We start from the raw sequence: 19,610 nt of genomic DNA on the forward strand, positions 1-19,610 counted from the left end.
AGCTTGTTCCGGTCGCCTGGCTGGCCATGCGCGTGGCGCGAAATCGGGATGCCGCCTTAATTTAGAGTAGCCTAGGCCCCTTCCATTCACCCACCCCTTCCATTCACCCGCCCCTTCCATCGCTCCCATTGACACGCCCTGATTATTGGCTATTTTGCCAAATAGAAAATATCGAGGGAGATTTCCATGCAGGATTTGAACGAAGAGTTGGCCAAGCAGAGTTGCCCGTGCGCGGGTGACGGGGCCTCGTCTCCGGCCCAGGAGCGCGCCTCCCGGCTCTCTCCCGTGACGGCCACGCTGTTGCTGGTGGCCGGGCTTGCGGCCTGGTTCGCCATCTATAAGCAGCTGGCACCGCTGGCCGCCTGGCTGACGTTCGGGGTGGCCGGACTGGCCGAAGGCAGCCATCTGGCCGAGGCGGTGCGCTTTTTCCTGTACGACACCCCCAAAGTCTTGCTTCTACTCGTGCTGGTTGTCTTCGGCGTGGGGGTGTTGCGCAGCTATTTCACCCAGGCCCGGGCGCGGCGGCTGCTGGCCGGGAGGCGGGAGAGCGCGGGCAACGTGCTGGCCGCCCTGCTCGGCGTGGTCACGCCCTTTTGCTCCTGCTCGGCGGTTCCCCTCTTCATGGGTTTCATGACCGCCGGTGTGCCCCTCGGCGTCACCCTCTCCTTCCTCATCGCCGCGCCCATGGTCAACGAGATCGCCCTGGTCATGCTCTACGGCCTGCTCGGCTGGAAGGTGGCCGCCCTCTACTTCGCCACCGGCATCGGGGTGGCCGTGGCCGCCGGATGGGTCATCGGACGGCTGAACATGGAAAACCACGTGGAGGACTGGGTCCGCCACCTGCGCGCCGGAGGCGAGGAAGCCGACGAGAACCTGGACTGGCTCGGCAGGCTCCGCTTCGGCCTGGACTCCGTGCGCGACATCGTGGGCAAAGTCTGGAAGTACGTGGTCATCGGCATCGCCGCCGGTGCGGCCATCCACGGCTACGTGCCGGAAGGCTTCATGGCCGACATCATGGGCAAGTCCGCCTGGTGGGCCGTGCCCGCCTCCGTGCTCGTCGGCATCCCCATGTACACCAACGCCGCTGGCATCATCCCCATCGTCGACGCCCTCCTCGGCAAAGGCGCCGCCCTGGGTACCGTCCTGGCCTTCATGATGAGCGTCATCGCCCTCTCCTTCCCGGAAATGGTCATCCTCCGCAAAGTCCTCAAACCCCGCCTCATCGCCGTATTCATCACCGTCCTCGGCTGCGGCATCCTTCTGGTGGGCTACCTCTTCAACGCCGTGATTTAGACGAAGAAAAATTAAGATTTCGCCCTGCGGGCGACCAGGGGCCTGCGCGGCCCCTGGACCCTGCGGCAAACTACCTTTGCATGTGTATTCGCGGGTTGGGGCACGGCGGGACAATGCAAGGGAGTGCATCGGCGGATCGGCGATTGCGTGGCGAGTCTGCCCGGTACAACCCCGCCCCGGCTGATTGGCTTTACGCACGCGAGGAGCGGAATCAGGTTGCTCCCTCCTCTTCCCATCTTTTCCCCAACGCACAAAACCCCAGGCTGCTCAGAAGGCGCCGGATGCGAGGCGCGAGAAAACCGCGGAGGCCCGCAGTATAGAGTAATACGCGGGGCTTCGCGGTTTTCGAAGCAACGAAGCAGACGGCGCCTTATGGGCAGTCTGGGAGGGGGGTTAGCGGTCGCCTAGATGGCGCTGCAGAACGCCGAGGAGGTCGTCGAAGGTGAAGGGCTTGGCCAGGTAGTCGTCCATTTCCGCTTCCAGGCATTTCTCCCGGTCGCCGGACATGGCGTAGGCGGTCACGGCCACGATGGGCAGGTCGCGGGTGGGGGGCTCCATGTTGCGGATGCGCTTGGTGAGTTCCAGGCCTGTCTCCCCCGGCAGCCCAACGTCCATGAGGACAAGGTCGCACGAATTCCCGTTTTCAGTCAGCCACTTCCTGGCCTCGTCCGCGTTGGAGGCCGCGTGGACCGAGCACTCGGTCTGCTCCAGCATGTCACTGAGAAACTTGCGGATGACGAAGTCGTCCTCGACGACCAGTACATTGAAGCGCATACCGTCTCCTTGGTAATTTTTGTAATACTGTGGGAGACGCAATGCAAGGTCGCTTTTTTCTAAAAAGCGACCAAATTGTCATAGATGCGGAAAGCCAGTACTTTGCTCCGCCACGCGACGAAGGAGGAGACATGGATAACGGATATGCCTCGTGGAGTTTTTTCCGGCAGGCTCGGCGGGTGTTGGGCGACGCCTTCTTCACCCGGCTGTTCCGTGTGGGACGGAGGCAGTTGCAGCGGTGGTCCGCCGACCCCGCGCACACCGACGAGCCTCGCAACAACCCCATCGACCGCATCAACACCATCCTCAACGCCCTGGAGAAGCGCGGCGAGCGCGACCTTGCCCTGGAGGGGGTCAAGCTGCTGGCCGCCGGACGGCGCGCCTCGGTGGTCCCGTACGAGGAAGTCAGCCCCAATGTGGACGGCGTGACTGGCTCCATGCTGCGCGACTACCCGGCCCTCGTTACTCTGCACAAGGCCATGATGGACCAAGCCGGGGAGGCCGAGGTGCGCGCCCTGCTCCACCGGGCCAAGCTGGAGTTGGACGACACCCTGGCCCACTACCTGCGAGAGACGCGCCGCGCGGAGTAACCGCCGGTATTCCGCCCCTCAGCGCGCCCCGGGAACCGTTCTCGCCCGAACGGCTCCCGGGGCGCGTTTTTATTCATCCATCTTTGTCATGGCCCGCAGGCTCTGCTACATAGAGATATGAGAGACTCTCTTCAGAGGAGCCGACTATGCAGGATGGACGCAAGCGGGTTGTCATCGAGAACGTCCGGCCCCGTGTGGACGGAGGCCGGTTTCCGGCCAAACGGGCCGTGGGAGAGGACGTGGCCGTGCGGGCCGACGTATTCGCGGACGGACACGACGTGGTCCGGGCCGTGGTGGCCTGGCGGCCGGTGGACGAGGCCGAGTGGCGCGACGAGCCAATGGAGCGGCAGGGAAACGACGTGTTCACGGCCCGGTTTCCCATCGAGCGGCAGGTGGACCACGAGTTCACCGTGCGCGGCTGGATCGACCACTTCGCCAGCTGGTTGACGGGGCTTGAGAAGAAGGTGGACGCCGGGCAGGAAGTCACCGTGCCCCTGGCCGACGGCGCCTCCCTGGTCATGGACGCGGCCGGACGCGCCCGCGAAAGCGGAGCCAGGGCCGACGCCGACGCCCTGGAAGGCTTCGCCACTTCCCTGGCCTCCTTCGGCCCGGACGAGGGGGAGGAGGGACTGGCCCTGGCTTCCGATCCCCTGCTGGGGGCCATGATGGTCCGCCACCACCACGCCGAGCTGGTCAAATCCCTGGGAGAGGCCTGCCACGTGGCGGTGGAGCCGGCTCTGGTGGCCTGTTCCGCCTGGTACGAGCTGTTTCCCCGCTCCTGCGGGCAAGGCACGGAGCACGGCACCTTCCGCGACGTCATGAAGCAACTGCCCCGCGTCAAATCCATGGGCTTCGACGTGCTCTACCTGCCGCCCATCCACCCCATCGGCCGCGGGTTCCGCAAGGGCGCCAACAACACCACCACAGCCGCTCCGGGCGAGCCCGGCAGCCCCTGGGCCATCGGCGCGGCCGAGGGCGGACACGACGCGGTGCATCCCCGCCTTGGCAGCCTGGAAGACTTTCGGGAGCTGGTGGGCGCGGCCCGGTCCGAGGGGCTGGAGGTCGCCATGGACATCGCTTTCCAGTGCTCCCCGGACCATCCCTGGGTGGAGGCTCACCCGGAGTGGTTCCGCCACCGCTCGGACGGCACCATCCAGTACGCCGAGAACCCGCCCAAGAAATACCAGGACATCTACCCCCTGGACTTCGAGACCCCGTCCTGGCGCGAGCTGTGGCAGGCGCTGCGGGACGTCTTTCTCTTCTGGGCCGGGCAGGGCGTGCGGGTCTTTCGGGTGGATAACCCCCACACCAAGCCCCTGCCCTTCTGGGAGTGGTGCCTGGGCGAAGTGAAGAAGCAGCGGCCGGAGACGGTCTTTTTGTCCGAGGCCTTCACCCGGCCCAAGATCATGTACCGGCTGGCCAAGGCGGGCTTTTCCCAGTCCTACACCTACTTCACCTGGCGCAACTCCAAGCAGGAGATCGAATCCTACATGCAGGAGCTGGTGGAGACCGCCCCGCGCGACTTCTTCCGGCCCAACTTCTGGCCCAACACCCCGGACATACTGCCGGAGTACCTGCAGTACGGCGGCCGCCCCGCCTTCCTCATCCGGCTGGTGCTGGCGGCCACCCTGTCCTCCAACTACGGCATCTACGGCCCGGCCTTCGAGCTGTGCGAGAACCATGGCCTGGACGGCCGGGAGGAGTACCTGGACTCGGAAAAGTTCGAGATCAAGGACTGGGACCTGGACCGGCCCGGCAACCTGACCGCCTTCATCACCCGGCTCAACGCCATCCGGGCCAAAACGCCGGCCCTGCGCCAGACCTGGAACGTGCGCTTCCTGCCCTCCCACAACGACCACGTGGTCTTCTTCGCCAAGTGGGCCGAGGGCGAGGAGGGCAGGCGCGAAACCACCCTCACGGCCGTTTCCCTGGATCCGCACAACCCGCAGACCGCCGAGCTGGAGCTGCCCCTGGAGGACCTGGGCATCAAGGAGGGGGCCACCTACATGGTCCACGACCTCCTCGGCGACGACAAGTTCGTCTGGGCCGGGCGCACCAACCGCATGGCTTTCGACCCGCGCGTGCTGCCCGCCCGCGTCTTCCGACTGCGCACCCGCCTGCGCCGCGAAACCGACTTCGACTACTTCATGTAAGGACTGAAGCGACATGGCCGACGAACCCCTCTGCCCCGGCCCCGGGGACTGGTACAAGGACGCGGTCCTCTACCAGGTCCATCTCAAGAGCTTCGCCGACGGCAACGGCGACGGCATGGGCGACTTCAAGGGTCTCATCGCCAAGCTGGACTACCTGGAGGACCTGGGCGTCACCGCGCTGTGGCTTCTGCCCTTCTACCCCTCGCCCATGCGCGACGACGGCTACGACATCTCCGACTACACGCGCGTGCATCCCGACTACGGCACCCTGGGCGATTTCAAGCGGCTGCTGCGGGAGGCGCACAAGCGGGGGCTGCGGGTCATCACCGAGCTGGTGCTCAACCACACCTCGGACCAGCACCCCTGGTTCCGCAAGGCGCGCACCGCCAAGCCCGGCACCTCGGCCCGCGAATTCTACGTGTGGAGCGACGACCCGGAGCGCTATCCCGAGGCGCGGGTCATCTTCCGCGACTTCGAGCGCTCCAACTGGACCTGGGACGACCAGGCCAAGGCCTACTACTGGCACCGCTTCTATTCCCACCAGCCGGACCTGAACTACGACAACCCCAGGGTCCGCGAGGCCATGCTCAGGATACTGGACTTCTGGTTCGAGCTGGGCGTGGACGGCATCCGCCTGGACGCGGTGAACTACCTTTACGAGCGCGAGGGCACCAACTGCGAGAACCTGCCCGAGAACCACGAGTTCCTGCGGCAGGCCCGCAGGCATGTGGACGAGCGGTTCCCCGGCCGCGTGCTGCTGGCCGAGTCCAACCAGTGGCCCGAGGACGCCGCCAAGTACTTCGGCCGGGGGGACGAGTGCCACATGGCCTTCCACTTCCCCCTCATGCCGCGCCTGTTCATGGCCCTGGAGACGGAGAACCGCTACCCGGTCATCGACATCCTTGAGCAGACCCCCAGCGTCTCCGAGGCCTGCCAGTGGGCGCTTTTCCTGCGCAACCACGACGAGCTGACGCTGGAGATGGTCACGGACGAGGAGCGGGACTACATGTACCGCATCTACGTGGCCGACCCGCGCGCCAGAGTGAACCTTGGCATCCGCCGCCGCCTGGCCCCCCTGCTGGACAACGACCGCCGCAAGATTGAGCTGATGAACGTCCTGCTCATGACCCTGCCTGGCTCGCCCATCATCTACTACGGCGACGAGATCGGCATGGGCGACAACTTCTACCTGGGCGACCGCGACGGCGTGCGCACCCCCATGCAGTGGAACGGCGACCAGAACGCGGGCTTCTCCCCGGCCAACCCCCAGAAGCTCTACCTGCCCCTGGTCATCGACCCGGTATACCACTACGGCTCCCTCAACGTGGACACCCAGGAAGGGCGGCGGTCCTCGCTCCTGTGGTGGATGCGCCACCTCATCGCCCTGCGGCGGAACTACTGCTGCTTCGGCCGGGGGGACATCCGCTTCCTGGCCCCGGACAACCCCAAGGTGCTGGCCTTCGTGCGCACCTTCCAGGGCGAGCGGGTGCTGGTAGCGGTCAACCTCTCCCGCCACTCGCAGTCCGCCACCCTGGAGCTGTCCGAATTCGCCGGGCACACCCCGCGCGACGCCTTTTCCCGCAATCCCTTCCCCCAGGTGGGCGAGGCCCCCTACTCCCTCACCCTCACCCCGCACGGCTACTACATCCTGGAACTGCGCGCCCCGGACGAGGGGGAGGCCGGGCTGGAAGCGGCCGAGCTGCCCCGGCTGCAGGCCTCCACTTGGTGGGGCCTGCCCGAGGACAAGCGCATGCGCCGCCGCATGGAGCACGCCGTGCTGCCGCGCTACATGCGCGGTCAGCGCTGGTTCGGGGGCAAGGCCAGGGTGGTGCGCGACGTCTCCGTGCTGGAGTGGATCCACATCCGCCGCGACGAGCAGACGCCCATCATCCTGCTGGTGGAGGTCTCCTACCAGGAGGGCGACCCGGAGATTTACGTGCTGCCGGTGGCCTTCGCGCCTAAGGCCCCTGGCGACGAAACCTACGAACTGCCCCGCGGCAGCATGGCTTGGCTGGAGATGGAAGGCGCGGAAGGCGCGGTCTACGAGGCCGTGTTCTCCAGCCGCTTCTGCCGCGACCTCTTCCGCATCATGGCCGGACGCAAGCGGCTTTCCGGCCACAGCGGCCGCCTCATGGCCGCCTCGGGCAAGCTGTTGCGCACCGTGGCCAAGCTGCCGGAGGAGGAACTGGACCCGCGCCTGCTGGGGGCGGAGCAATCCAACACCTCCATCCTCTACGGCCAGCAACTCATCCTCAAGCTGTACCGCCGCACGGAAAAGGGCACCCACCCGGACGTGGAGCTGGCCCGCTTTCTCACGGAAAAGGCGGGCTTCGCCCACACCCCGCCCTTCGCGGGCTCGGCGGAGCACCGCCGGGAGGACGGCGGCGTGGTCATGCTGGGGCTCATGCAGGGGTACGTGCCCAACCAGGGCGACGCCTGGGACATGACCCAGGACATGGTCCGCCGCTACTTCGAGCGCGTGCTGACGGACGCGGACTCCCCGGAGCGCCCCCGGCCGGGCCATCCAGCCTCATGCGGGCGGCGGAGCAGTCCCCGCCGGACGGGCTGCGCGACATCATCTCCCCGGTGGCCCTGGACATGGCCGAACTGCTGGGCAGGCGCACCGGCCAGCTCCACCTGGCCCTGGCCTCGGACCGCCAGGACGAGAACTTCGCCCCGGAGCCCTTCTCCAGCCTGTACCAGCGCTCACTGTACCAATCCATGCAGAACCAGGCCAAGGAACAGCTGCGCTTCCTGCGCCGCAAGCTGCCTTCCCTGCCCCGGGACGTGGCCCGCGAGGCCGAGGCGGTGGCGGGGATGGAAATGGACCTGCTGGCCAGGCTCGGCCGCATCACCGCCCGCAAGCTGACCGCCAGCAAGATCCGCATCCACGGCGACTACCACCTGGGCCAGGTACTCTCCACGGGCAGCGACTTCGTCATCTTCGACTTCGAGGGCGAGCCGGTGCGGCCGCTGTCCGAGCGGCGGCTCAAGCGCAGCCCGGTGCGCGACGTGGCCGGCATGATCCGCTCCTACCACTACGCCGCCTTCGCCGCCCTGCTCTCGGGCCTGGCCGTGCGGGAGAAGGACGCCGCCCTGCTCGAACCGTGGGCGGACCTGTGGTACAAACACTCATGCGGAGCTTTCCTGCGCGGCTACCTGGAGACCGTGCGCGGCTCCGGGCTGGCCCCGGACGACGAGGAGGGCTTCGAGAACCTGCTCGTGCCGTACCTTCTGGAGAAGGCGGTCTACGAGATGGGCTACGAGATGAACAACCGCCCCGCCTGGCTGGTCATCCCGCTGCGGGGCATCGCCTACCTCTGCGGAGGAGAGGAGTGACATGTCCGACATCAGACACGACGTGAGCCTGCTCACCGACCACGACGTCTACCTGTTCAAGGAAGGGCGCCACCACAAGCTCTACCGCAAGCTGGGCTCCCACCCCATGGAGGTGGACGGCCAGAGCGGCGCGCTGTTCGCGGTCTGGGCGCCCAACGCCGAGTCGGTGGCGGTCTTCGGCGACTTCAACGACTGGGACACCAAGCGCCACCAGCTGCGCCTGCGCCAGGACGAGTCCGGCATCTGGGAAGGCTTCGTGCCCGGGGCCATGCACAGCCACCGCTACAAGTACCGCATCCGTTCGCGGCAAGGCGGGGACGAGTTCGACAAGGGCGATCCCTACGGTTTCCGATGGGAGTTGCCGCCGGAGACGGCCACGGTGGTCTGGGACCTCTCCCGCACCTGGGAGGACGCCGACTGGATGGCCAACCGCCACCAGCGCAACGCCCTGGACGCCCCCCACTCCTGCTACGAGATGCACCTTGGCTCCTGGCGGCACACCCCGGACGACGAGCACCCCGAAGGGCGTGCCATGAGCTACCTGGAGCTGGCCGACACCCTGCCGCGGTACCTGTTGGACATGGGCTTCACCCACGTGGAGTTCCTGCCGGTCATGGAGCACCCCTTCTACGGCTCCTGGGGCTACCAGTGCCTTGGCTTCTTCGCCCCCACCTGCCGCTACGGCACCCCGCAGGAGTTCATGCGGCTGGTGGAAGCGCTGCACCAGGCGGGCATCGGCGTCATCCTGGACTGGGTGCCCTCCCACTACCCGTCCGACGCCCACGGCCTGGCCACCTTCGACGGCACCCACCTCTACGAGCACGAGGACCCGCGCCAGGGCTACCACCCGGACTGGAAGTCAGACATCTTCAATTACGGCCGCAACGAGGTGCGCAGCTTCCTCATCTCCTCGGCCCACTTCTGGCTGGACGTCTGCCACGCCGACGGCCTGCGCGTGGACGCCGTGGCCTCCATGCTCTACCTGGACTACTCCCGCGAGGACGGGGAGTGGATTCCCAACAAGTACGGCGGCCGGGAGAACATCGAGGCCATCGAGTTCCTGCGCATCCTCAACGAGTCGGCGTACGGCGATTTCGAGGGCGTCCAGACCATCGCCGAGGAGTCCACGGCCTGGCCGCAGGTTTCCCGGCCGGCCTACCTGGGCGGCCTGGGCTTCGGCATGAAGTGGAACATGGGCTGGATGCACGACACCCTTGACTACTTCCGCAAGGATCCCGTCTACCGCCGCTACCACCAGAGCCAGTGGACCTTCTCCATCTGGTACGCCTTCAACGAGAACTTCGTGCTGGCGCTGTCCCACGACGAGGTGGTGCACGGCAAAGGCTCGCTCATCGGCAAAATGCCCGGCGACGCCTGGCGGCAGTTCGCCAACCTGCGCCTTCTCTACGGCTACATGTGGGCCCACCCCGGCAAGAAGCTGCTTTTCATGGGCGGCGAGTTCGCCCAGGGCAAGGAGTGGAACCACGACGCCGAACTGGACTGGAACCTGCTGGACATCCACTGGCACGACGGCATGCGCCTGTGGGTGCGCGATCTCAACCTGCTCTACCGGGCCGAACCCGCCCTGCACCGGCTGGACTTCGACCTGGAGGGCTTCGAGTGGGTGGACTTCCACGACAGCGACAACTCGGTGCTGGTCTTCCTGCGCCGCGACGGCCAGGGACGCACCGTGCTGGTGGCCTGCAACGCCACGCCAGAGCCGCACGCCTCCTACCGCATCGGCGTGCCCGCGCCCGGTTTCTGGGAGGAGGTCCTCAACTCCGACTCGCCCACCTACGGCGGCTCCGGCTGGGGCAACACCGGCGGGCTGGAGTCCGTGCCCGTGCCCAGCCACGGCCACTACGACTCCGTTTCCATGACCCTGCCGCCGCTGGGCGCGGTATTTCTGCGCCACACGGGCGAGGGCTAGGCGAGGGCCGCGCATGGACCAACGGTTTCCCTTCGGCCCGGCCAAAGAGGCGGACGGCCGCTGGACCTTCCGGGTCTGGGCGCCGAGGGTGAAGAATTGCCGCCTGATCCTGCGCCGGGAAGGGCAGGCGGAATGGACCGGCCCCATGGAGGGGGGCGGTGACGGCTGGTTCCGCCTGACCGCCGAGGCGCAGCCCGGGGACGAGTACGCCTTCGCTCCCGGACGGCTGGACGAGCGGCCCGACCCGGCCTCCCACCGCCAACCGGGCGGGGTCCACGGCCCCTCCGCCCTGGTTGACCACGAGGCCTTCGCCTGGACCGAAACGGGGTTCGTCCCGCCGCCGCTTGAGGAATGGGTATTCTACGAGCTGCATGCGGGCTGTTTCACCCAGCGCGGCACCCTGGCCGCGGCCGCGGAAAAGCTGGACTACCTGGCCGACCTCGGCATCACCGCGGTGCAGCTCATGCCGCTCTCCGCCTTTCCGGGCAAGCGCAATTGGGGCTACGACGGGGTGCAGCCTTTCTGCGTGCAGGAAACCTACGGCGGACCGAACGGGCTGAAGGCCTTCGTGGACCGGGCCCACGAGTTGGGACTGGCCGTGGTGCTGGACATGGTGCACAACCACTTCGGCCCGGAGGGCTGCTACGTGGCGGACTTCGGCCCCTTTTTCACTTCCGCCTACCGCACCCCCTGGGGCAAGGCGGTCAACCTGGACGGGGCCGACTCGGACGAGGTGCGGGCCTACTTCATCCAGACCTGCCTGCACTTCGCCCGCCACTACCATGTGGACGGCTTCCGCCTGGACGCGGTGCACGCCCTGCACGACCACATGCGCCCGGCCCACTTCCTGGCCGACCTCTCCGAGGCGGTGCACGGCTACGGCCGGGAAATCGGCAAGCCGCTGCGCCTCATCGCCGAGACCCACGCCAACGACCCCGCCCTGACCCGGCCGCGCTCGCGCGGGGGGCGGGGCCTGGACTCGGCCTACTCCGACGACCTCCACCACGCCCTGCACGCCATCGTTACGGGCGAGCGGCAGGGGTATTACCAGGACTACGGAAGCCTCTCCCGCACGGCCCTGGCCCTGGAGCGGGGTTTCGCCTTCACCGGGCAGCACGCGGGCTATTACGGGCGCGCCCACGGCGCGGCCGGACCGGACCTGCCCGGCACGGCCCACACCGTCTACCTGCAGACGCACGATTTCGTGGGCAATAGGCTGCGCGGCGAGCGGCTGCACAGCCTGGTCCCGGCCGAGGCGGCCAAGGCGGCCACCGGTTTGTGGCTGCTCTCGCCCTTCCTGCCCCTCTTCTTCATGGGCCAGGAGTGGGGCGAGGAGAAGCCATTCCTCTATTTCGTGGACCACACCGATCCCGGGTTGCTGGAGGCCGTGCGCAAGGGACGGCGGCGGGAGTTCTCCCGCTTCAAATGGCATGGCGAGCCGCCCGACCCCTCCGCCCTGGGGACCTACCTGCAATGCAAGCTGGACTGGCAGGCCCCGGCGGAAATGGGCTACCGCTGCCACCTGCGCTTCACCCGCGAGCTGCTGGCCGCGCGCCGCGAGCACTCCGCCTTGGCGAGACTGGAGCCCCGCCACACGAGGGTTACTCCCTTCGCCCCGGACGGGGTGCTGGTCATGGAGCGGGGCGGGGACGACGGGCAAAAGGCCGTGGTGGTGGCCAACCTCTCGGACGCGGCCGCGCGATTCACCGCCTCACGCCTGCTGCCGCCGGGCAGTTGGCGCAAGACGCTGGAGGCGGCCGAGGAACGGTTCGGCGGGCCGGGCCCGTCGCTGCCTTTGGAATGCTTGGGCGGCGAGGAGCGCCTGGACTTGCCGCCCTACGCCTTCGCCCTCTACGTTTCGGCCTGACCACCCTCTTTGTCTCCGTTGTTCCCGGCCGCCACGTCGCAGGCCAGGCTGAAGCCCTCCATCTCCTTGCGCCAGCCGCGCGTCCAGCCGGACAGATCCTCGGACACGTCCTGCCCGCACAGGGCGCGTTCCTCTCGCTCGCGGTGCTCCCTGGCCTCCATGGCCAGCTCCCGCAATTTTTCGCCGCGCTCCCCGTCCGGCTCCATGGGCCCGGTTTCCTCGGCGTACCCCTCGATGGTCATGAGGTGCTTGCGCACGCACATCTCCCCTTCGGTGTCGCAGGGGCAGTCCGGGTTCGCCTGGTGCTCCTGCAAGAGCAGCAGCTCCTTGACCAGCTGGTCGTATTGCCACTTGAGTATCGGCTTCATGGATCCTCCTTGTCGTCCGGGACTCTTTTCCGATTCTCTTCCTAACCCCATGCGCGCGCGGCTGGGCAGGGGAGAAACCAGGGAGAATGCCGGGACGGCCCGCCTCACCCATCCACGCGGCCTGGAGCCGGTTGGCCCGGCGCAAGCAATCGTGTATGCTCGATAAATCATGCCCCCAATCCTCGCCGACGCCCCCGCCCCCCCGCTGGAAACCGGACTCGAAACCTGCCACGACACCCTGGGAGACCCCATCGACTGCGAGGGGAGCGGCCAGGACGCCGAAACCAAGCCTGGCCTGCCCTGGCCCGAGCCCCGCTTCACCGAGGCGGGGGACGGACTTGTGCGCGACGAACTGACCGGGCTGATCTGGCCCCGCTCGGCCAACCCCCTGGACTTTCCCATGTCCTGGGCCGATGCCCTGGAGCGGGTGCGGCAATGGAACGATTCCACCCACCTGGGCCGCGACGACTGGCGTCTGCCCAACCGGCGCGAGCTGCGCAGCCTGGTGAGTCACGGCGCGCGCAAGCCCGCCCTGCCCGGGGGCCACCCCTTCGAGAACGTCTTTCTGGGCTGGCACTGGACCTCCACCACCTCGGCCATGTCCCCGGAATACGCCTGGAACGTGCATCTCGAGGGGGGCCGCATGTTCTACAGCCGCAAGACCGAGGACCGCCTGGCCTGGCCAGTGGCCGGAGAGTCGCGCGTGCTGCCGCGCACCGGCCAGACCGAGTGCTTCGATCCAGAGGGCAACGTCATCGCCTGCATCGGCACCGGCCAGGACGGCGAGCTGCGGCGCGGGGTGGAGGTGCTGGACCAGCTCACCGGGCTGGTTTGGAAAACCAACGCGGATATGGCCGGCAGCCTCCTCTCCTGGGAGCAGGCCCTGGAGGCCGTGGCCATGCTGCGCACCCAGAGCGGCCTGCCCTGGCGGCTGCCCACCATCAACGAGCTGGAGTCCCTGGTGGACGCCTCAAGCCACTCCCCGGCCCTGCCCGAAAAGCACCCCTTCTTCGGCGTGGGCGAGGCCTACTGGTCCTCCACCACCTCCTTCTTCGAAACGGACTGGGCCTACGTGCTCTACATGCACAAGGGCGCTGTGGGCGTGGGGCACAAGCCCCGCCCCGAATTCACCTGCCTGGCCGTGCGCTACAACCTCTAGCCGCGCACCCCGGCCGCCTCACCGCTTCGAAAGCGGACCGCCCCCGTTCCGTCACCAAAAAGTCATCCCCATTCAATCCCTCCGCCACGCCGGGTTGCTATTTCCATTCCCCACGCGCCCCGAAACGAGGGGCCGCGCCTCTCTCTTTTTCAGGCAAACACCCGGAGCCTCCCATGCTGTTCGACATCCCGCGCTTCTCCTTCGACGCCCGCCAGGCCACTCACCGCATGCTCTACGTCGCCCTGGGCGGTCCCGCCGCCATGTTCACCCTGCACCTCGGCCTCATCTACCTCTAATGTCCGCGGCTTCGGGGGGAGGCGCGGTGTACGAGTTTCTCCGGGGGTACACCACCGGATTCGCCAAATCGCGGCAGCAGCGGCCCGCCGCGTCCGCGCCCTATTCCTTCTCCTTCCTCTCCTCCACGGAGAGGCGGGACATCGAGGAGCACCTGGAAGGCGGGCGGCCGTTCGTGCTGTTCTTCTTCCAAATCAAGAACTACCTCATTTTCTCCAACCTCTTCGGCGCGGACATCACCGACTCCATCCTGGAGGCCATGATCGCGGAAACCCGGACCATCCTCCGCCAGGCGGTCCCCGGAGCGGACTTCGTCCACGCCGAAGCCATGGACGAGGGCCGGATAATGGCCCTGTGCAGCCTGTCCGGGCCCCCCGGCGGCGACTGGCTGACCGATGTCACCGCCTCGGCCCGGCTGAAAATCAAGACCGGCATCAAGCAGCTCACCCTGAAGATGACCGGGCAGACCCTGGACATCGGGGCCGGGTTCGCCCTGGTTTCCACCCTGGGGGCGCAGGGGCTGGAGCACTCCCTGTTTGAGGCGCTGTGCGAGGCCCAGCACGTGGCCAAGGGCGAGCTGGACACCTCCAAGCTCTCCCTGCTCAAGGAGTTCCGCGAAGTCGTCTCCGTGCCCCGGCTAGGCGTGGCCTACCAGCCCATCATGGACCTGCGCGCCGGGGACGTCACCGCCTGGGAGGCCCTCACCCGGGGCCCGGCGGACTCCCCCTTCGCCATGCCCACCATGCTCTTCGACTTCGCCGAGGAAGTGGGCCAACTCTTCACCCTGGAGAAGGTCTGCCGCGAGGCGGCCATCTCCAAGCTGGGCGACATCGACCCCTCCCAGAAGCTTTTCATCAACATCCACCCGCGCACCCTGGTGGACCCCTCCTTCTCGCCGGGGGAGACCCTCAAGCTGCTGGACGTCTGCGGCCTGGGCCCCTCCAACGTGGTATTTGAAATCACCGAGCGCCACTCCATCCGCGACTTCACCCTCTTCCACCGCACCCTGGAGCACTACCGCTCCCAGGGGTTCCTGGTGGCCGTGGACGACGTGGGCACCGGCTACTCCGGCCTGTGGTCCATCGCGGAGCTCCGGCCCGACTTCATCAAGGTGGACATGTCCCTTATCCGGGACATCGACAAGAACCCGGTCAAGCGCGCCCTCATCGAGACCTTCGTGGCCTTCGCCGACAAGATCGGCTGCCACCTCATCGCCGAGGGCATCGAGACGGAAACCGAGCTGACCTGCCTCATGGGCATCGGGGTCAACCACGGCCAGGGCTACTTCCTGGGACGGCCGGACTACCCCAAGCCCAGGCCGGACGCAGCCCTGCCCCTCTGCCTGGGCTCGCGCGGCCTGGGAGGGAACAACGACCTCAAGTGCTCCATACCGGTGCGCAAAATGGCCGAAAAAGCCTTCTCCGTGATGCCGGACACCAGGGTCAGCCGCGTCAAGGACTTCCTGCGCGGCAACGACCCCATCACGGCCATCGTGGTGGCGGACGACTCCAAGCGGCCCATGGGCCTCATCATGAGCCACCATCTGGACCGCGCCTTGTCCACCCGCTACGGCATGTCCCTGTACTACCACCGGGAAGCCACCCGCATCATGGACGGCAACCCCCTGGTGGTGGACCAGGCCGAACCCGTTGAAAAGGTGGCCAAAATGGCCATGAACCGGGAAAAATACAAAATCTACGACCACATCGTGGTGACGGACCAGGGCCAGCTTTCCGGCATCGTCTCGGTGCAGAAGATACTGGACACCCTGGCCGCCGTGCAGGTGGAGATGGCCAAGGGCGCCAACCCCCTCTCCGGCCTGCCCGGCAACGTCAGCATAGAGCAGGAGCTGGAGCGGCGGTGCGGCTCGGGCGACCCCTTCTCCATCATCTACGCCGACCTGGACAACTTCAAGATCTACAACGACATCTACGGCTTCAAGGCTGGCGACAACGTCATCATGCTCATTTCCCGCATCATGGACTGGGCCTGCAAGCGGCACGGCCATCCGGGACAGGACTTCGTGGGCCACGTGGGCGGGGACGACCTGGTGGCAATCTGCCACCCGGACCGGGCGGAGCGCGTCTGCAAGGCCGTCACCCGCGTTTTCAAGCGGGTCATTCCCACCTGCTACTCCCCGGAGGACCGCAAGCGGGGTCACATCACCGCCAAAAGCCGCTCCGGCCAATGGGAGGACTTCCCCCTGGTCTCCGTCTCCCTGGCCATCGTGGACTGCGCCGGACAATGCGACCTGGCGGCCATCGGGGGGCGGGCGGCGGAGATGAAGAAGTACGCCAAGTCCCTCCCGGGCAACTCCTACGCCCGCGACCGCCGTGCCCCCGTGGGGGAGGAGGGGAAAACGGGCGGCTAGGCCGACTGCGCCGAACCCCGCGCCGCCGGAGAATCCACGCCGAACGCCCATTCGCCTCCCCGTACAGCGGCAACGCCCCTCTCCAACCGGACTCGCCCCCCCGGGCTTGACGGCCCAATTGCCCCGATATATCTACCCCCTCACCACAGGCCGGCGTAGCTCAGTTGGTAGAGCAGTTGATTCGTAATCATCAGGCCAGCGGTTCAAATCCGCTCGCCGGCTCCAGGATTTCAGGCCCCCAATCGCGAGATTGGGGGCTTTTTTCGTGGCGGGGGGAGAGTCGGTCGCGGTCTAGAGGTTCTTGGCCGCCCAGAGGGCCGCCTGGGTGCGGTTTGGGACCTGTATTTTTCCGTAGATGTTGGAGATGTGGCTTTTGACCGTGCAGAGGCTGATGCACATGGCCTCGGCGATGTCGCTGTTGGCCTTGCCCGAGGCGAGCAGACGCAGCACTTCCTCCTCGCGCGGGGTAAGCTGCACAGAGTTGCTTTTCACCAACTCCTTGCGCCGAGCGCGAACCAGCTGGTCCGATATGATTCGTCTGGAGAACCACAGCTCCCCGTCCAGGATGGCCCGCACCCCCTTGGCCAGGATGGCCAGAGAGTCGTCGTCGTGGAAGATGCCGTGCGCGCCCCGCCGCAGGGCCTCTTCAGCCAGGGCCTGCCGCCTGGGCGCGTTGATGAGCGCGCAGTAAAGGTTTCCCTGGGTCGAGGCTGTCTGGCAGATGTCCCAGAACCGCTCCAGGGTTTGACTGGTGTAGTCCCACAGCAAGAGGTCGCGGGTTCCATTCATGCCCAGGGCCAGACCGCCCGCCTCCTGGATGGTGCACGGGATGCCCGTGCTTTCACCGATGGAGTTGGCGAGAAACGAGTTCTGGATGATGGTCTTGCCGACCAGGATCACATTTCGTTTCATAGTGGGTTGCTTATCCCCGCCCCAACGACCGGTCAATACGGTCTTACCCTACCGCATATGGCATTTTTGATTCTTTACCCGACCCGACGACTTTCCCCCGTCATATGACGGCGGGAATGCCAGCCACCCACCAACCGGCCGGCTCCTCGCATCCCCTGTGGTCCCTTCCCAGGGAACCACCCAACGGCGTTCCGTAAGCAGCAGCAAATTTTTTAATATATTGAAATTGCTTGGAATGCTCAGAGAGATTCCAGTTCAACTCCACATATCGGACTAGGGGGAAACCCGCACATCCCCCTCCGTGGGACAGGCGGGCAAACCCTACTCCCTTCCCTATTCCGGGGGAGTTTTCTTCTTCGGCAAAATACGCCTTTTGGATGTTTGATTTCCTTGGAATGCAGTCAGAATGGCCCCAGGATGCAACGAAATGGACGACCGGCGAGCAGTACAGCGATTCGACCTGAAATTGCCCTCGAGGGTGATGGCGGTCGCGGACGAAGCGACCTACCACCTGGTCACGGAGAACGTCTCCTCTCACGGCGCCCTGTTTCACACCAAACAGCCTCTGGAATCGGGCACACGGGTTGAAGTGACCATGTTTCTGAGCATACCTGGCGAACTTGGCGGGAGCCGCCAATCGGTTATCCGCTCCCAGGGCGAAGTGATCCGTCGCGGCGAGGGGGCCATGGCCGTGTGCTTCGACCAGCCCGGAGTCCTGCTCGCCACCGCATCGGGTGTCCCGCAATGAGCCGCGCCATTCCAACTGTCCCCGGCGGACTGCTTCTTCTCCTGCTTTTCCTGGCCGTGGTCGGCGCGCCGTGCGGCATGGCCAACGCGGAAGAGAATCCGGCGCCTCCGGTTCGAAACTCCCTGGATATGGAGGTCTCCGCCTCCTCCCTGGATTTCAGCGAGGGCGGGGAGACCGCCTCCGGAAGGCTTCGCTTCACGGCCGATCCCTTCGACATCGGCCTTTCCGCGCCCGGCCGGAGCCATCTGGAATGCCGCCTGAGCGGAGTGGGCGCAGACCTGGAGGGCTTCTCCCTGGAGCTCAAGCTGCTGGACGCCTCTTCCGGCCAGAGCCGCACCGTCCGCCTGGACGCAGCCCAGCCGTCGGCCTCCCTACGGCTGTTCCTGGAAGGACCGCGCCGGGGGCTGCGCTGCACCCCGCACCTGGAACTGGGCCGGTTCTCCGCGCCCGGCGAGCACACGGCCAGGCTGCGCCTTGCTCTGCGGCGCGGCAACGGGCGGGCGGTGGAGCGCACCGTGGAAATGGGATTCGGCATACGGGAGTTCGTGGAGCTGGGCTTGGCCGAGCAGGCCATGCGCTTCAATGTCCTGGGGCCGGAGCGGGCCCCCTCCCTGAACGCCCCGGAGGTGGTGGTGGCCACGAACGCGGCTAGCGCCCTGCTGGTGGCGGACGTCACGGACGCGCGACGCGACCTGGGCGGGGAGCGGATTCCCCGCGAGCGGATACGCATCGCCCTGGCCGGGTCGCCCGAAGGCGCCAGGCGGATGGCGGGCAAGAGCGGAGGCTCCGAGGCCCGCATCGACCTGGGGCGGGGTGTGAACAGGGTGTACCTGGCGGGGCTGCTGGATTCCGGCCGCCTCCTGCAACACGGCGAATACAGCGGCGCAATCCGGCTCAAGGCGGGCATGCGCTGACATATTTCATCCGTGTCCCGGTCTAGCCCACCGGGGAACGGATGCGGGCTCCGGAACCGCGTGACGAGTCCCGCGCGCTTCCGGCCGGATGGGGGGACTCGAACAGCTATGTGGAACGCGATGATTCTCCGCTCCGAAACTGGTCACGAATGGAGCGAAGGGGAGCGAGTCGTGAAACCGGCCACGTGGCAGTCAACTGTGATCGTGGGGGCGACGACCCCCGTCCCGAAGCTGGTCACGGAAGGGACGGGTCGAGCCAGCGTGAAACCGACCATGATCGACAAATTCACATCAACGCACAGGAGACTGACTCATGAAAAAACTCATCTCGCTCATCTCGGTGATGGCCCTGGTCCTGGTCGCCGGTTCCGCCTTCGCGGCTGAAACCGACAGCGAAGACATCACCATCAACATCGCCGTCGAGAAGTGGGTCGAAATCGCCCCGCAAGAAACCGAGTTCACCATGACGGTGGACAGCAGCGGCCAGGCCAACAACTCCGCTGGCGACCCCGTCAACTTCGAGCCCAGCGCCACCATCGAGGTGAGCGCCAACTGCCCCTACACTCTGAAGGCCAACGGCGACGACTCCTTCGTCCGCTCCACCGACAACAACCCCTTCTGGAAGGCCGTGAACAGCGCCGGCGACATCATCGGCTACTACATCGCCCTGAAGAAGGACATGACCATCCCGTCCAGCAGCAACAACGTGCTGTACGGCAATGAGCAGGACGAGATCTCCTACGTAGTCGATCCCGCCGCCATGGGCCGGCAGACCGAGATCATGGGCGTGGGCGGCGCGCTCGGCGGCAACGACACCCCGGACGGCTCCTTCGCCGCTCCCGGCACCTACACCGGCACCATCCTGCTGACCGCCACCGTCAACTAACCACTCGCAACC

General features: G+C 66.6%; 15 protein-coding genes and 1 tRNA gene. 13 read left to right on the forward strand and 3 right to left on the reverse strand.

The features are described 5' to 3' along the window. Positions 1-186: 186 nt before the first annotated feature. Positions 187-1,293, forward strand: coding sequence for a permease (locus N911_RS0108830; protein ID WP_029896316.1), 1,107 nt, complete (start codon positions 187-189; stop codon positions 1,291-1,293). A gap of 393 nt (positions 1,294-1,686) precedes the next feature. On the opposite strand, the gene N911_RS0108835 is transcribed toward N911_RS0108830, so the two are convergent. Then, entirely contained in the window at positions 1,687-2,067 is a 381-nt protein-coding gene (locus tag N911_RS0108835) for a response regulator (RefSeq protein ID WP_029896318.1), read from the reverse strand. Positions 2,068-2,198: 131 nt separating this feature from the next. Between N911_RS0108835 and N911_RS0108840 the strand changes: the two genes are divergently transcribed. The 5 genes from N911_RS0108840 to treZ all read left to right on the forward strand — a co-directional run bounded on the left by N911_RS0108840 (position 2,199) and on the right by treZ (position 11,946). Then, complete coding sequence (locus N911_RS0108840; RefSeq protein WP_029896319.1) at positions 2,199-2,657, forward strand: hypothetical protein; 459 nt, start codon at positions 2,199-2,201, stop codon at positions 2,655-2,657. Between the two features lie 146 nt (positions 2,658-2,803). Beyond that, entirely contained in the window at positions 2,804-4,810 is a 2,007-nt protein-coding gene (locus N911_RS0108845) for an alpha-1,4-glucan--maltose-1-phosphate maltosyltransferase (protein ID WP_029896321.1), read from the forward strand. A 13-nt stretch (positions 4,811-4,823) separates the two neighbouring features. Further along, on the forward strand, positions 4,824-7,679 hold the full coding sequence (treS, locus tag N911_RS16800; protein WP_237559922.1) for a maltose alpha-D-glucosyltransferase: 2,856 nt from the start codon (positions 4,824-4,826) through the stop codon (positions 7,677-7,679). Between the two features lie 471 nt (positions 7,680-8,150). Continuing rightward, positions 8,151-10,079, forward strand: a complete 1,929-nt coding sequence (gene glgB, locus N911_RS0108855) for a 1,4-alpha-glucan branching protein GlgB (RefSeq protein WP_029896323.1) — start codon at positions 8,151-8,153, stop codon at positions 10,077-10,079. A 13-nt stretch (positions 10,080-10,092) separates the two neighbouring features. Then, positions 10,093-11,946: a malto-oligosyltrehalose trehalohydrolase gene (gene treZ / locus N911_RS0108860; RefSeq protein WP_029896325.1), complete on the forward strand. Its 1,854-nt coding sequence runs from the start codon at positions 10,093-10,095 to the stop codon at positions 11,944-11,946. On the opposite strand, the gene N911_RS0108865 is transcribed toward treZ, so the two are convergent. After that, entirely contained in the window at positions 11,931-12,314 is a 384-nt protein-coding gene (locus N911_RS0108865; protein WP_029896327.1) for a hypothetical protein, read from the reverse strand. The genes treZ and N911_RS0108865 overlap by 16 nt on opposite strands. Before the next feature lie 169 nt (positions 12,315-12,483). On the opposite strand from N911_RS0108865, the gene N911_RS0108870 reads away from it, so the two are divergent. The 4 genes from N911_RS0108870 (at position 12,484) to N911_RS0108885 (ending at position 16,363) form a co-directional block, all read left to right on the forward strand. Next, positions 12,484-13,473: an Lcl C-terminal domain-containing protein gene (locus tag N911_RS0108870; RefSeq protein ID WP_051694116.1), complete on the forward strand. Its 990-nt coding sequence runs from the start codon at positions 12,484-12,486 to the stop codon at positions 13,471-13,473. 173 nt (positions 13,474-13,646) lie between these two features. After that, the gene (locus N911_RS19010; protein ID WP_272913352.1) at positions 13,647-13,769 is read left to right on the forward strand and encodes a hypothetical protein; all 123 of its coding nucleotides are present in this window, start codon (positions 13,647-13,649) and stop codon (positions 13,767-13,769) included. Positions 13,770-13,795: 26 nt separating this feature from the next. Beyond that, positions 13,796-16,138, forward strand: coding sequence for a GGDEF domain-containing protein (locus N911_RS0108880; RefSeq protein WP_051694118.1), 2,343 nt, complete (start codon positions 13,796-13,798; stop codon positions 16,136-16,138). Positions 16,139-16,287: 149 nt separating this feature from the next. Then, positions 16,288-16,363 (forward strand) — tRNA-Thr (locus tag N911_RS0108885). Between the two features lie 66 nt (positions 16,364-16,429). On the opposite strand, the gene N911_RS0108890 is transcribed toward N911_RS0108885, so the two are convergent. Then, the gene (locus tag N911_RS0108890) at positions 16,430-17,050 is read right to left on the reverse strand and encodes a helix-turn-helix transcriptional regulator (RefSeq protein WP_029896330.1); all 621 of its coding nucleotides are present in this window, start codon (positions 17,048-17,050) and stop codon (positions 16,430-16,432) included. A 427-nt stretch (positions 17,051-17,477) separates the two neighbouring features. On the opposite strand from N911_RS0108890, the gene N911_RS0108895 reads away from it, so the two are divergent. The 3 genes from N911_RS0108895 to N911_RS18280 all read left to right on the forward strand — a co-directional run bounded on the left by N911_RS0108895 (position 17,478) and on the right by N911_RS18280 (position 19,598). Beyond that, positions 17,478-17,798 (forward strand): PilZ domain-containing protein, encoded by a 321-nt coding sequence (locus N911_RS0108895; RefSeq protein WP_029896331.1) that lies wholly within the window; start codon positions 17,478-17,480, stop codon positions 17,796-17,798. Further along, positions 17,795-18,712, forward strand: a complete 918-nt coding sequence (locus N911_RS0108900; protein WP_029896334.1) for a hypothetical protein — start codon at positions 17,795-17,797, stop codon at positions 18,710-18,712. The genes N911_RS0108895 and N911_RS0108900 overlap by 4 nt, the downstream gene beginning before the upstream one ends. A 313-nt stretch (positions 18,713-19,025) precedes the next feature. Beyond that, positions 19,026-19,598 (forward strand): hypothetical protein, encoded by a 573-nt coding sequence (locus tag N911_RS18280; protein ID WP_029896336.1) that lies wholly within the window; start codon positions 19,026-19,028, stop codon positions 19,596-19,598. Positions 19,599-19,610: the final 12 nt, after the last annotated feature.

This window comes from Desulfohalovibrio reitneri (genome assembly GCF_000711295.1).
GTDB lineage: Bacteria > Desulfobacterota > Desulfovibrionia > Desulfovibrionales > Desulfovibrionaceae > Desulfohalovibrio > Desulfohalovibrio reitneri.